Genomic DNA, 13,454 nt, shown 5'->3' with positions numbered 1-13,454 from the left:
GCCGGGTAAGTTGAGCCAATGTTCTCCAAAGTTTTGGTTGCCAACCGCGGTGAAATTGCCATCCGTGCCTTCCGCGCCTCCTACGAACTCGGGGCCTCGACCGTTGCGGTGTTCCCGTTCGAGGACAGGAACTCGGTACATCGGACGAAGGCCGACGAGGCGTACCAGATCGGGGAGAAGGGCCATCCCGTTCGCGCGTACCTCTCGGTCGACGAGATCGTCGCCGCTGCCAAACGCAGCGGTGCGGACGCGGTGTACCCCGGATACGGATTCCTTTCCGAGAACCCGGATCTGGCCGCAGCGTGCGCCGAGGCAGGCATCACCTTCGTCGGCCCGTCCGCCGATGTTCTCGAACTGACCGGCAACAAGGCCCGCGCGATCGCGGCAGCCAAGGCGGCTGGGCTTCCGGTGCTGGCGTCGTCGGAGCCGTCGTCCGATGTGGACGCGCTCGTCGCCGAGTCCGAGTCGATGACGTTCCCGCTGTTCGTCAAGGCCGTCGCGGGCGGTGGCGGCCGCGGTATGCGCCGAGTGGCCGAGCCCGAGCAGCTGCGCGAATCCATCGAAGCTGCTGCGCGCGAGGCGGAATCGGCTTTCGGTGATCCGACCGTGTTCCTCGAGCAAGCCGTGATCGATCCCCGGCACATCGAGGTTCAGATCCTGGCCGACGGCCAGGGCAACGTGGTGCACCTGTTCGAGCGCGACTGCAGCGTGCAGCGTCGGCATCAGAAGGTCATCGAGCTCGCTCCGGCTCCGAATCTGCCCGAGGGATTGCGGGAGAAGATCTGCGCCGACGCCGTCGCGTTCGCGAAGCAGATCGGCTATTCGTGTGCCGGTACCGTCGAGTTCCTGCTCGACACCCGTGGTAATCACGTCTTCATCGAGATGAACCCTCGAATTCAGGTGGAGCACACCGTCACCGAAGAGGTGACCGATGTGGATCTGGTGCAGTCCCAGCTGCGGATCGCCTCGGGAGAGACACTTGCCGATCTCGGTCTGCAGCAGGAGAACATCGTGCTGCGTGGTGCGGCTCTGCAGTGCCGCATCACCACCGAGGATCCGGCGAACGGATTCCGCCCGGATGTCGGACGCATCACCGCGTACCGGACGCCGGGCGGTGCCGGAGTGCGCCTCGACGGTGGTACCACTCTGGGTGCCGAGGTCGGTGCCTACTTCGACTCCATGCTCGTCAAGCTCACCTGCCGAGGCCGTGACTTCGACACCGCCGTGGCGCGTGCCCGACGAGCCCTGGCGGAGTTCAGGATTCGCGGTGTCGCCACGAATATCCCGTTCCTGCAAGCGGTTCTGGTCGATCCCGACTTCACCGCGGGCCGGGTCACCACCTCGTTCATCGAGGAGCGCCCCGAACTGCTCACCTCGCGCTCCTCGGGCGACCGCGGCACCAAGATTCTCGCGTACCTGGCCGACGTGACGGTGAACAAGCCGCACGGCGAGCGTCCGTCGTCGGTGTACCCGCACGACAAGCTGCCGCCGGTGGACTTCGCAGCCCCGATCCCGGACGGTTCGAGGCAACGGCTGCTTGCGCTCGGACCCGAGGGGTTCGCTCGCGATCTGCGCAATCGAAAAGCCCTCGGCGTCACCGACACCACGTTCCGCGACGCGCATCAGTCGTTGCTGGCCACGCGCGTGAGGACGAGCGGACTGCTCGGAGTCGCTCCGTACGTCGCGCGCACCACGCCGCAGCTGCTCTCCATCGAGGCGTGGGGCGGTGCCACCTACGACGTGGCACTGCGATTCCTGCACGAGGATCCGTGGGAGAGATTGGCCAGCCTGCGAGAGGCCGTGCCGAACATCGCAATTCAGATGTTGCTGCGCGGCAGGAACACCGTCGGCTACACCCCGTACCCGGAGAAGGTGACCCGCAGCTTCGTCGCCGAGGCAACCGACACCGGCATCGACATCTTCCGCATCTTCGACGCGCTCAACAATGTCGATCAGATGCGTCCGGCCATCGATGCCGTGCGCGAGACCGGCACGGCGCTCGCCGAGGTGGCATTGAGCTACACCGGTGATCTGTCGAACCCGAACGAGAACCTCTACACCCTCGACTACTACCTGAAGTTGGCCGAGCAGATCGTCGACGCAGGCGCGCACGTGCTCGCCATCAAGGACATGGCAGGACTGCTTCGCGCACCCGCAGCCAAGACTCTGGTGACGGCACTGCGCTCGAACTTCGATCTGCCCGTTCACGTACACACCCACGACACACCCGGTGGTCAGCTCGCGACCTACCTCGCCGCATGGGAGGCCGGGGCCGACGCCGTCGACGGTGCCAGCGCCGCGATGGCAGGCACCACCAGCCAGCCTGCGTTGTCGGCGATCGTGGCTGCTGCCGCGCACACCGAGCGCGATACCGGTCTGAATCTGCAGGCCGTCTGTGACCTCGAGCCGTACTGGGAAGCCGTGCGAAAGGTGTACGCGCCGTTCGAGTCCGGTCTGCCTGCACCGACGGGTCGCGTGTACACCCACGAGATCCCCGGCGGACAGCTCTCGAACCTACGACAGCAGGCCATTTCGCTCGGTCTCGGTGATCGGTTCGAGACCGTCGAGGCCAATTACGCTGCAGCCGACCGCATGTTGGGCCGTCTGACCAAGGTGACACCGAGCTCGAAGGTCGTCGGCGACCTGGCACTTGCTCTGGTGGGTGCAGGCGCGTCCGCCGAGGAATTCGCCGAGAATCCCGGTCGCTACGACATCCCCGATTCGGTGATCGGATTCCTGCGCGGCGATCTGGGTACGCCTGCGGGCGGATGGCCGGAACCGTTGCGGACGAAGGCGCTGGAGGGTCGTGGCGAGGGCAAGCCGGTGACACCGCTCACCGATGAGGACGAGAAGAACCTCGACGGCACCTCGGCTCAGCGCCGCGAGACTCTCAACCGTCTGTTGTTCCCCGGTCCCACAGCCGAACTCGCCGCTCACCGCGAGAAGTACGGCGATACGACGCGGCTGTCGGCCAATCAGTTCTTCTACGGCCTGCGGCAGGGCGAGGAGCATCGGGTGGCCCTGGAGAAGGGCGTCGAACTGCTGATCGGGCTCGAGGCGATCTCCGACCCCGACGAGCGCGGAATGCGCACCGTCATGTGCATCCTGAACGGACAGTTGCGTCCGGTCTCGGTGCGTGACCGGTCCATCTCGAGCGAGGCCCCCACGGTCGAGAAGGCGGATCGATCCAACTCCGGTCATATTCCGGCACCGTTCGCCGGTGTGGTGACGCTGTCGGTCGAGGAGGGGCAGAAGATCTCGGCCGGAGACACCGTCGCCACGATCGAGGCGATGAAGATGGAGGCCGCGATCACCGCTCCCCGCGGCGGCACCGTGACCCGGTTGGCGATCTCCGGTGTGCAGCAGGTGGAAGGCGGCGATCTGCTCGTCGTCATCGGTGGGGGGTCGACGGGCGAAGAGGCCGGCAGCGAATGACGCGGATCGTGGCGGGTGTCGCGGGTGGTCGACGATTGTCGGTTCCCGGCCAGGGCACCCGCCCCACCTCCGAGCGAGTTCGCGAAGCGCTGTTCAGCTCGCTGGAGAGTCGGATGGAACTCGGCGGTGCCGCGGTACTGGATCTGTTCGCGGGATCGGGAGCACTGGGGCTGGAGGCACTCTCGCGTGGAGCGTCGTCGGCGGTGTTGGTCGAGTCCGATGCCCGAGCGGCGGCGGTGGTGCGAAAGAACATCGAGTCGGTGGGGTTGCCCGGCGCTTCGGTCCGCTGCGCCCCGGTGGCCTCCGTGCTGGCCGGGGCAGCGGATGCCGAGTACGACCTGGTGTTGGCCGACCCGCCGTATGCCGTCACCGACACTGCCGTCGCCGGGCTGTTGGACAGGCTCGTCGTCGGGGGATGGCTCACACCCGATGCGGTCGTCGTCCTGGAGCGGTCGTCGCGTTCGCCGGAGACCCGATGGCCGACCGGACTGGTCCCGGAGAAGTCGAAGAAGTACGGCGAGAGTCGAATCGAGATCGCTGCACGTGCGTAGCGAGCGTGCACGGGATCGGCTGATAGGTTCGCGGGCATGACTGGCGCACTCTGCCCTGGATCCTTCGACCCGGTGACCAACGGTCACCTCGACATCTTCGAGCGGGCGGCCGCAGCCTTCGACGAGGTGGTGGTCACGGTGATGGTGAACAAGAGCAAGAAGGGAATGTTCAGCATCGACGAGCGGATCGAGATGCTCGAGGTCGCCACGGAGCATCTGCCGAACGTCAGGATCGGCTCGTGGTACGGACTGTTGGTCGATTACGCTCGGCAAGAAGGCTTTTCGGCGATCATCAAAGGTTTGCGCAGTTCGGTCGATTTCGACTACGAGTTGCAGATGGCGCAGATGAATCGAACCCTCACCGGAGTGGACACGCTGTTCCTCCCGGCGAATCCAGCGCACAGCTTTCTGTCCAGTTCGCTGATCAAGGAAGTCGCGACCTTCGGGGGAGACGTCACCGGGATGCTGCCGCCCTTCGTTCAGGACCGCCTGACCGCCCGTATCGCCGAGCGGGCCGCAGAGTAGTTCGAAGAGCGACACACCGAGCCGGTATAGCGCAGACGTCCGCCTCGGCGGGCAGACTGAACAGCGCAGCACTGCGAGTGAAGACCGCGCAGTGGCAGATTCGACGATTGGGGTAACCGGTGTACCGCGTATTCGAGGCGCTCGACGAGCTCGTCGCCATTGTCGAGGAGGCGCGCGGCGTTCCGATGACTGCCGGGTGCGTCGTCCCTCGCGGCGATGTCCTGGAACTGCTCGACGACGTTCGGGACGCGATCCCCGGCGAGCTGGACGACGCCCAGGACGTACTGGACCATCGCGACAAGCTCGTCGGCGATGCCAGGGCCACCGCGGAGAAGACGGTCGGCACCGCCAACGCCGAGGCCCAGAACACGGTCGAGAACGCTCGGGATTCGGCCGATCGCATTCTCGCCGACGCCAAGGCGCAGGCAGATCGCATGGTGTCCGAGGCGTCGGCGCATGCCGACCAGCTCGTGGCCGATGCCGAGGCGGAGGCCGAGCGAACGGTGCTCGAAGGCCAGCGCGAGTACGAGGCTCTGACCGTTCGCGCCCGCACCGAGGCCGATCGGATGATCGAGTCCGGGACGGCGTCGTACGAGCGGTCCGTCGCAGACGGTACTGCCGAACAGAACCGCCTTGTGTCGGAGACCGAGGTCGTTCAGGCGGCCCACGCCGAGTCGGCTCGGGTGATCGACAGCGCTCACGCCGAATCGGACCGGATGCGCAGCGAGTGCGACGTCTACGTCGACACCAAGCTTGCAGAGTTCGAGGAGTTCCTCAGCGGCACCATTCGTTCGGTCGGACGTGGGCGTCAGCAGCTGCGAACCGGCTCGGGCGTGCCCGAGTACGGCAGTGAGCCGTACGGAGAATCCGCGTACGGGAGCCAGGAGCAGGGGCGTCGCAGCCGCCACTGATCGACAGCGATTTGCCCTCGTATGCACGTATGCGTATCGTTGTGGGGTTGCTTACCGACAGTAGGCATACCGACAGTAAGGAAGAACAGACGTGCCCCCGCCCAAGAGAACGACCCGTCCGGAATTGGACGACGGATTCGTTCTGGACATTCTCAACCTCGGTCGTCGACCCGGGTCGACGAAGGCCATCGAGCGGACGGTTCCGGCTCCTTCCCGAATCGGCCTCGATGCCATAGCCATCGAAGCCGGTGTTCCGGTCTCGCTCGATCTGCAGTTGCAGGCGGTCTCGGAGGGCGTTCTCGTCACCGGCTCCGTACGAGCGGCCACGGCCGGGGAGTGCACTCGTTGCCTCGACCCGGTCGGTGGCAACGTCGACGTCTACTTGACGGAGTTGTTCGCGTACCCGAACAGCATCACCGAGGAGACAACCGATGCGGACGAGATTCACCGCATCGTCGACGACCTGATAGATCTCGAACCCGTCATTGTCGACGCGGTCGGTCTGGAGCTTCCACTCCACCCCGTGTGCAGCGACGAGTGCGAGGGATTGTGCCCAGAATGCGGCGTTCGCCTGGCGATTGCTGAATCCGGCCACAGTCACGATACAATTGATCCTCGCTGGGCTGGTCTTGCAGCCAAATTTGGCGTGGATCCAGAACCGAGCACAGAACTTGTGAACAACGAAGCCGAGGAGAAGTAAGTGGCTGTCCCGAAGCGCAAAATGTCGCGTTCCAACACGAGGTCGCGTCGTGCACAGTGGAAAACCACTGCGCCCACCCTCGTGACGTGCCCCAACCGCGGTTGCGGCGAGAAGACTCTGCCCCACATCGCGTGCCCCTCGTGCGGCACCTACAAGGGCCGCCAGGTCGTCGCAGCGGTCTGATTTCCGCTTACGTGACAAACGAAGTAGTGGACCGGCACAACAGCGGTTCTCAGAAGAATAGCTCCACTGCCGCCGGCGGCGGGGACGACCGAGAGTCGCTCCTCGCCGCCATCGGTGTTTCCCTGTCGGAACCTCTGCTGACGTTGGCGCTGACGCACCGATCGTTCGCGTACGAACACGGTGGTCTGCCCACCAACGAGCGGCTCGAGTTCCTGGGAGATTCCGTTCTCGGTCTTGCGGTGACCGAGCACCTCTACGCGGTGCATCCCACCAAATCCGAAGGTCAGCTGGCCAAGATCAGGGCGAGCGTGGTCAACATGCACGCCTTGGCGGAAGTCGCGCGCGGTCTCGGTGACGGCGGACTGGGTCGCCATCTGCTGCTGGGTAAGGGCGAGGAACAGACCGGTGGGCGCGACAAGCCGAGCATCCTTGCCGACGGCATGGAGTCGTTGCTGGGTGCAATCCACCTTCAGCACGGCATCGACGTCGCTCGCACCGTTGTCCTGACGCTGTTCGCAGGCCTCCTCGATCGAGCTCCCAAGCTCGGTGCCGGGCTGGACTGGAAGACGAGCCTGCAGGAACTGACCGCCGAACGTGCACTCGGCGTTCCGGCGTACGAGATCTCGTCGACCGGACCCGACCACGACAAGGAATTCACCGCGACCGTGTTGGTCGGCGGATTCCCGCGCGGCGTCGGTATCGGTCGGTCGAAGAAGGAAGCCGAACAGAAGGCCGCCAGTCTGGCGTGGAACACGTTGTCGAACAACGACACCGCGATTCCCGGCGAGCCGGCAACCGACGAATCCTGATGCCGGAACTCCCCGAGGTCGAGGTCGTCCGGCTCGGTCTGGAATCTCACGTCGTCGGCAGGACGATGCAATCGGTGGAAGTTCTGCACCCTCGCGCCGTGCGGCGTCACGATCTCGGTGGCCTCGATCTGATCGGCCAGCTGCGCGGTCAGCGCGTCTCCTCGGCTCGCCGGCGCGGTAAATACCTGTGGCTGGTGATGGAACCCGGCGACTTCGCCACCGTCGTGCACCTTGGCATGAGCGGACAGATGCTGGTGCAGCCGCCATCCGCCCCGGACGAGAAGCACCTCCGGATCCGGGTACGACTCGACGACGGTGCCGATCTGCGGTTCGTCGATCAACGCACCTTCGGCGGCTGGGCGCTCGCCCCGATCGTCACCGTGGACGGCACGGAGTTACCCGAACCGGTCGCACACATCGCCCGCGATCCGATCGATCCACTGTTCGACGCCGAATCGGTGGTCGACGTGTTGCGCGGCAAGCACACCGAGATCAAGCGGGCACTGCTCGATCAGACGGTGCTCTCGGGCGTGGGCAACATCTATGCCGACGAGGCGCTGTGGCGCGCGAAGATCCACGGCAATCGAATCGCGGAGGCGCTGACGCGGCCGGCGCTGCGGCGCCTTCTGACCGCAGTGCACGCCGTCATGGGCGAGGCCCTCGCGCAGGGTGGAACCTCGTTCGACGCGTTGTACGTCAACGTCAACGGGCAGTCCGGCTACTTCGATCGTTCCCTAGACGCCTACGGTCAGGAGGGTCTGCCGTGCTCGCGGTGCGGAACCCCGATCAGACGCGAGAAGTTCATGAACCGCAGCTCGTTCAGCTGCCCCACCTGCCAGCCGCGACCCCGACACGTGCGCAGCTGACAGCGCCCAGGTCATTCCGCGGGTTCGACTCCTGAACAGCCCGCCTAGTATTTCCGTCATGGCAGAACAGAGCACGCCGACCAACCTCTGGGTCGAGCGCACAGGCACCCGTCGCTACACCGGCCGCAGCTCCCGAGGAGCCGAAGTGCTCGTCGGGTCGGAATCGGTGGAGGGCGTCTTCACCCCCGGCGAGCTGCTCAAGATCGCACTCGCCGCATGCACCGGCATGAGCTCGGACCTACCGCTCTCGCGGCGACTGGGCGACGACTACGCCGCCACCGTCGAGGTCTCCGGGGCCGCCGATCGCGAAAACGAGCTGTACCCGGAACTGAACGAGATTCTCCGAGTCGACCTCGGCGCGATGGACCCCGAGGCGCAGGAGCGTCTGCTCACTGTCGTCGAGCGCGCCATCGACAAGGTGTGCACCGTCGGGCGCACCCTGAAGGCGGGTACGAAGATCACCTTGGACATCGACGTGGACGCCTGATGAGAGCCGGGGCAGCCGTAATCGTCGCGGGTCTGATCTTCGGCACGGCGACCGCCCTGGCTCCCACCGCCGAGGCGTCGAGCAGTTGCACTCCGTGGTCGGTGAGCACGGTGGCGTCGGGATTCGGGGTGCTCGAGAACCTCGAGTTCGACGGCCGCGGCTCGATGATCGTGTCCGAGACCTCTCTCATCGGACCCGGCGCGCTGCGTACCGTGGCCCCCAACGGCGCACGGGGCACACTCGTCGCCGACGTCCGGTCGCCTGGCGGACTGGTCCGCGACGCCGACACGCTGTACTTCACGACCGGAAACAGCGCTGCCGCAGGTCTTCTCGATACCCGAACCGGCACCGTCGACACGATCGATCTCGGCACGGGGGTTCGGTCGACGTACGCGTCGGGCCTGACGATGCCCAACGGGCTGGCGCGATCGGCGACCGGTGATCTGTTCACCACCCGCAACCTGGGTGGCCTCTCCGGCCTGACGCGCGTTGCGGTCGACGGTTCGGTGTCGACGGTGCGTACCGATCTGGGATCGGCCAACGGCATCGGAATCGGTAACGGAAAGATGTACGTGGCCAACACGTTCGATCTCGAGACCACGCTCACCGTGCTCGACGAGCAGAATCCGTCCGGACCGTCCGCGCGCATTCGCATCGACGGTGTCGGACCACTGGCGATGTCGGACGACCTGACCGTCGGCGACGACGGAACGGTCTATCTCGCACAGAATCTCGCCGGCAGGGTGGTCCGTATCGATCCGGAATCCGGTGCCTCCTGTGTGATAGCGACCGGCGTTCCGCTGACCTCGTCGGTCGCCTTCGGCGGCGTCGGATTCGACGAGAAAGCGTTGTACGCCACCAGTTTCGATGGAACCGTCTGGAAGCTCGAGCCCGGGTGGCAGGCATGAACGACGAACGGTTGACGGCGTGGGTGCACGGGCTCGTTCAGGGCGTCGGGTTTCGGTGGTGGACTCGCTCGCGCGCACTCGAACTCGGACTCGTCGGTCACGCGACCAATCACGCGGACGGACGAGTCCTGGTGATAGCGGAGGGCCCACGTGATCATCTCGAGGCGCTCCTGGCCCTGCTCCGAGGTGATCGGACTCCGGGCAGGGTCACGCTCGTCGTGGAGAGTTGGGACACCGCCCGCGGAGATCTGACGGGATTCGTCGAACGCTGATCGTCCGTTGCGGGAGGCTCGGCGCACTTTCGGGCAGCGTGCCGGTAAAGTACGGACGCTATGTATCTCAAGAGTCTGACGCTGAAGGGCTTCAAGTCCTTTGCTTCGGCGACGACTCTTCGTTTCGAGCCCGGAATCACCTGTGTCGTCGGCCCCAACGGCTCCGGCAAATCCAATGTCGTCGATGCCCTGACCTGGGTGATGGGTGAACAGGGCGCCAAGGCGTTGCGCGGCGGGAAGATGGAAGACGTCATCTTCGCGGGCACGTCGGGTCGAGCCCCGCTCGGCCGCGCAGAGGTCACTCTGACGATCGACAATTCCGACGGCGCACTCCCGATCGACTACTCCGAGGTCTCGATCACCCGCCGTATGTTCCGTGACGGCGCGGGTGAGTACGAGATCAACGGCAGTTCGTGCCGATTGATGGACGTTCAGGAACTGCTCAGCGACTCCGGTATCGGTCGCGAGATGCACGTGATCGTCGGGCAGGGCCGGCTCGCCGCGATCCTGGAATCGCGGCCCGAGGACCGTCGAGCCTTCATCGAGGAAGCAGCCGGGGTGCTCAAGCACCGCAAGCGCAAGGAAAAGGCCGTTCGCAAGCTCGACGCGATGCAGGCCAACCTGGCGCGGTTGACCGACCTCACGACGGAATTGCGCCGCCAACTCAAGCCTCTCGGGAGGCAGGCCGAGGTCGCGCGTCGCGCGCAGACCGTCCAGGCCGACCTGCGCGACGCCCGGCTGCGACTGGTGGCCGACGACCTGGTGGCCAGGCGCGAGGAATTCGCGACCCAGACCCAGGACGAGGAAGCGGCGCGTGAGCAGTACGCGATGGTGCAGGACGCCCTCGAAGCCGGCTCGGTGGCACTCGGCGAACACGAACAGGCCGTCGCCCGGCTGACCCCCAGCGCCGAGGCCGCCGGGCAGACGTGGTTCCGTCTGTCGGCCCTCGCCGAACGGGTCAACGCGACGGTTCGAATTGCCCACGAACGTGCTCGGCATCTCGACGCCGTGCAATCCACCGGTCGGGGACAGGACCCGGACGAGCTCGAAGCGCAGGCCGATCGAGTCGCCGAAGAAGAGATGGAACTCGTCGAGGCCGTCGAGATGGCACGCGAAACCCTCGAGGCGGCACGTGAGCAGCTGGCCGAGCGTGAAGCCGCCGCTGCGGCCGCCGAGCGTGCCCACCTCGCTGCCGTGCGCGCGGTGGCCGACCGCCGCGAGGGATTCGCGCGTCTGTCCGGCCGAGTCGATACTTTCCGAACCAAGGTCGAGTCGATCGACGCGGAGGTGGCGCGTTTGTCGGTGGCCATCGACGAGGCCCGCGAGCGCGGCGAATCGGCTCAGCGCGAATTCGAGAGTGTGCAGGATCAGATCGGCACCCTCGACGCGAGCGAACTGAGCCTCGACACGCACTACGAGCGAGCCGTCGCCGCGCTGCGACATGCCGACGCCCGAGTGACGGAGCTGCAGGCAGAAGAACGCATCGCGGGCAAGAAGGTGGCGTCGTTCGAGGCCAGGATCGAAGCGCTCACGATGGGCCTTGAACGCAAGGACGGTGCCGGGTGGCTGGTGGAGAATCAGCAGGACGGTCTGTCGGGTCTGCTCGCGGGCCATCTCACGGTCGAGCCGGGATACGAGATCGCGGTGGCAGTGGCCATGGGTCCGGCCGCCGATGCCGCACACGCCGAATCGTTCGATGCCGCGCGTGATGCCGTGCTGGCGCTGCGTGCGGCCGACGGTGGTCGCGCGTCCATCGTGCACGGCAATGTCGTTGCAGCGCAATCGGTTCCACGTCCGGACCTCCCGAACGGCGCTCGATGGGTGCTGGACCTGATCGAGTATCCGGACCGGCTGGCCGGGGCCATGGCGGCCCTGCTCGACGGTGTGGTCGCCGTCGACTCGCTCGACGCGGCCCACCGTCTGGTCTCCGATTCCGGTGAGCTGCGTGCGGTGACCAAGGACGGCGACGTCGTCGAAGCCGGTTGGGTCACCGGTGGCTCGGACCGTCGTCCGAGCACCCTCGAGGTTCAGTCGGCCATCGACACATCGACGGTGGAGTTGGCCGCGGCGGTCCGCCGCGCGGAGGAGCTCGACGCGGCGTTGGCAGGCGCGCTGGAAGAACAACGGGATCGGCGCGAATCGGCCGAGCAAGCGCTCGCAGCACTCAACGAATCCGACGCCGCGATGGCCGCGGTGTACGAACAGCTGGGCCGATTGGGTCAACTGGCGCGTTCGGCTCACGCGGAGTCGGCGCGATTGACGACGCAGCGTAGCTCTGCCGAGGCCAGTCGAGAAGAAGCGATCGCGCGGCTGGCCGAGCTGGAAGAGAACCTGCGGACGGCAGAAGACGAGCAATCCGGTTTCGCGGGAGACGGCGAGAGCGGTGACGCTGCGACCACCATGGAACGGGAGATGGCGGCAGCGGCATTGACCGAAGTGCGTGCCGTCGAGGTCGAAGCTCGGTTGAACGTGCGGACCGCCGAAGAGCGCGCACAGTCCGTACGGGGCCGGGCGGATTCGCTTCGACGGGCGGCGCGAGCCGAGCGTGAGGCCAGGGCGCGAGCCGAGCGCGAGAGCGCAGCGCGTCGGCATGCGGCCGCAGTGGCGGCGGCGGTCGGGGAAGCGGGCGAAGAAGTCGCCGCGCGGTTGGCCACGGTCGTTGCGGCCGCTGCCCGTAGGCGCGACGAGCTGTCCGCCGAGCGTGCAACGCGCACGATCGAGCTCGACAAGGTCAAAGAGCAGGTCCGCGCCCTGCAGGGTCAGCTGGCGTCGATCACCGACGCCGTGCACCGGGACGAGGTCGCCCGTGCGCAGGCAGCGCTGCGGATCGAACAACTCGAGACGACGATTCTCGAGCAGCACGGCATCGGCCTCGACGATCTGGTGGCCGAGTACGGGCCCGATGTGGCCCTGCCTCCCACCGAACTGGAGATGGCCGAGTACGAGGCGGCCAAGGAGCGGGGTGAGCAGGTGGTGGCACCTGCCCCGATGCCGTTCGACCGAGCCACCCAGGAGCAGCGCGCCAAACGCGCCGAGCGCGACCTCGCCACACTCGGCAAGGTGAACCCGCTCGCCCTCGAGGAGTTCGCGGCCCTCGAGGAGCGCTACAACTTCCTGTCCACCCAGCTCGAGGACGTCAAGTCCGCCCGCAAGGACCTTCTCGGCGTCGTCGCCGACGTCGACGAACGGATCCTGCAGGTCTTCACCGAGGCCTGGCTCGACGTCGAACGAGAATTCACCGGGGTGTTCGCCAAGCTCTTCCCCGGCGGTGAAGGACGACTGATCCTGACCGACCCGTCGGACATGCTCACCACAGGCATCGAGGTCGAGGCACGCCCGCCCGGCAAGAAGGTCAAGCGACTCTCGTTGCTCTCCGGTGGCGAGAAATCGCTGACCGCGGTGGCCATGCTGGTGGCCATCTTCCGCGCCCGACCGTCACCGTTCTACGTCATGGACGAGGTCGAGGCTGCACTGGACGACACCAACCTGCGTCGTCTGATCGGACTGTTCGAGCAGCTTCGCGAGAAGTCGCAGCTGATCGTGATCACGCACCAGAAGCCGACGATGGAGGTGGCCGACGCGCTGTACGGCGTCAGCATGCGCGGCGACGGCATCACCACCGTCATCTCGCAGCGGTTGAACCGAGACCGCGTCGCGGTGCCCGCGGCCGAGTCGGACGCAGTGGAGCCGGACGCAGTGGAGCCCGACGCCCACGAGCCGGACGCGGTGGAAGCGGACGCCCACGAGCCGGAGGCGGCATCCGTCGTCGCCGAACCCGACACCGTCTCCTGAGGTTCGTCCGCCGCA

Annotated in this window: 12 protein-coding genes; all 12 read left to right on the top strand. The window is 66.4% G+C overall.

What is annotated here, in order from left to right; genetic code table 11:
• Positions 1-18 precede the first annotated feature (18 nt).
• The 12 genes from NY08_RS07120 (at position 19) to smc (ending at position 13,439) form a co-directional block, all read left to right on the top strand.
• Positions 19-3,435 (top strand): pyruvate carboxylase, encoded by a 3,417-nt coding sequence (locus NY08_RS07120; protein ID WP_045195617.1) that lies wholly within the window; start codon positions 19-21, stop codon positions 3,433-3,435.
• Positions 3,432-3,986 (top strand): 16S rRNA (guanine(966)-N(2))-methyltransferase RsmD, encoded by a 555-nt coding sequence (rsmD, locus tag NY08_RS07115; protein WP_045195615.1) that lies wholly within the window; start codon positions 3,432-3,434, stop codon positions 3,984-3,986. Before NY08_RS07120 ends, rsmD begins: the two co-directional genes overlap by 4 nt.
• Before the next feature lie 36 nt (positions 3,987-4,022).
• On the top strand, positions 4,023-4,511 hold the full coding sequence (gene coaD, locus NY08_RS07110; protein ID WP_045195613.1) for a pantetheine-phosphate adenylyltransferase: 489 nt from the start codon (positions 4,023-4,025) through the stop codon (positions 4,509-4,511).
• A 119-nt stretch (positions 4,512-4,630) separates the two neighbouring features.
• A complete protein-coding gene (locus tag NY08_RS07105; RefSeq protein WP_032397782.1) occupies positions 4,631-5,422 on the top strand; it encodes a DivIVA domain-containing protein in 792 nt (263 codons plus the stop codon).
• Between the two features lie 91 nt (positions 5,423-5,513).
• Entirely contained in the window at positions 5,514-6,122 is a 609-nt protein-coding gene (locus tag NY08_RS07100; RefSeq protein WP_032397783.1) for a YceD family protein, read from the top strand.
• Positions 6,123-6,305: a 50S ribosomal protein L32 gene (gene rpmF / locus NY08_RS25455; RefSeq protein WP_032397784.1), complete on the top strand. Its 183-nt coding sequence runs from the start codon at positions 6,123-6,125 to the stop codon at positions 6,303-6,305. It abuts the gene before it with no gap.
• 26 nt (positions 6,306-6,331) lie between these two features.
• Entirely contained in the window at positions 6,332-7,114 is a 783-nt protein-coding gene (gene rnc, locus NY08_RS07095; RefSeq protein WP_032397785.1) for a ribonuclease III, read from the top strand.
• The gene (mutM, locus tag NY08_RS07090; RefSeq protein WP_045195609.1) at positions 7,114-7,980 is read left to right on the top strand and encodes a bifunctional DNA-formamidopyrimidine glycosylase/DNA-(apurinic or apyrimidinic site) lyase; all 867 of its coding nucleotides are present in this window, start codon (positions 7,114-7,116) and stop codon (positions 7,978-7,980) included. Before rnc ends, mutM begins: the two co-directional genes overlap by 1 nt.
• 58 nt (positions 7,981-8,038) lie before the next feature.
• Positions 8,039-8,467 carry an OsmC family protein gene (locus tag NY08_RS07085; RefSeq protein WP_045195607.1) on the top strand — a complete coding sequence of 143 codons (429 nt, stop codon included), beginning with the start codon at positions 8,039-8,041 and terminating at the stop codon, positions 8,465-8,467.
• Entirely contained in the window at positions 8,467-9,375 is a 909-nt protein-coding gene (locus NY08_RS07080; RefSeq protein WP_052683720.1) for an SMP-30/gluconolactonase/LRE family protein, read from the top strand. Before NY08_RS07085 ends, NY08_RS07080 begins: the two co-directional genes overlap by 1 nt.
• Positions 9,372-9,647 (top strand): acylphosphatase, encoded by a 276-nt coding sequence (locus NY08_RS07075; protein ID WP_045199898.1) that lies wholly within the window; start codon positions 9,372-9,374, stop codon positions 9,645-9,647. The genes NY08_RS07080 and NY08_RS07075 overlap by 4 nt, the downstream gene beginning before the upstream one ends.
• A 60-nt stretch (positions 9,648-9,707) precedes the next feature.
• Positions 9,708-13,439: a chromosome segregation protein SMC gene (smc, locus tag NY08_RS07070; RefSeq protein WP_082073709.1), complete on the top strand. Its 3,732-nt coding sequence runs from the start codon at positions 9,708-9,710 to the stop codon at positions 13,437-13,439.
• Positions 13,440-13,454 lie beyond the last annotated feature (15 nt).

This window comes from Rhodococcus sp. B7740, assembly GCF_000954115.1.
GTDB lineage: Bacteria > Actinomycetota > Actinomycetes > Mycobacteriales > Mycobacteriaceae > Rhodococcoides.
This window is presented reverse-complemented; position numbering and strand designations above follow the sequence as displayed.

Excerpts from the sequence above, each read along its gene's own strand:
- NY08_RS07120 (WP_045195617.1), top strand. The coding sequence starts at position 19 with ATGTTCTCCAAAGTTTTGGTTGCCAACCGCGGTGAAATTGCCATCCGT.
- rsmD (WP_045195615.1), top strand. The coding sequence starts at position 3,432 with ATGACGCGGATCGTGGCGGGTGTCGCGGGTGGTCGACGATTGTCGGTT.
- coaD (WP_045195613.1), top strand. The coding sequence starts at position 4,023 with ATGACTGGCGCACTCTGCCCTGGATCCTTCGACCCGGTGACCAACGGT.
- mutM (WP_045195609.1), top strand. The coding sequence starts at position 7,114 with ATGCCGGAACTCCCCGAGGTCGAGGTCGTCCGGCTCGGTCTGGAATCT.
- NY08_RS07085 (WP_045195607.1), top strand. The coding sequence starts at position 8,039 with ATGGCAGAACAGAGCACGCCGACCAACCTCTGGGTCGAGCGCACAGGC.
- NY08_RS07080 (WP_052683720.1), top strand. The coding sequence starts at position 8,467 with ATGAGAGCCGGGGCAGCCGTAATCGTCGCGGGTCTGATCTTCGGCACG.
- NY08_RS07075 (WP_045199898.1), top strand. The coding sequence starts at position 9,372 with ATGAACGACGAACGGTTGACGGCGTGGGTGCACGGGCTCGTTCAGGGC.
- smc (WP_082073709.1), top strand. The coding sequence starts at position 9,708 with ATGTATCTCAAGAGTCTGACGCTGAAGGGCTTCAAGTCCTTTGCTTCG.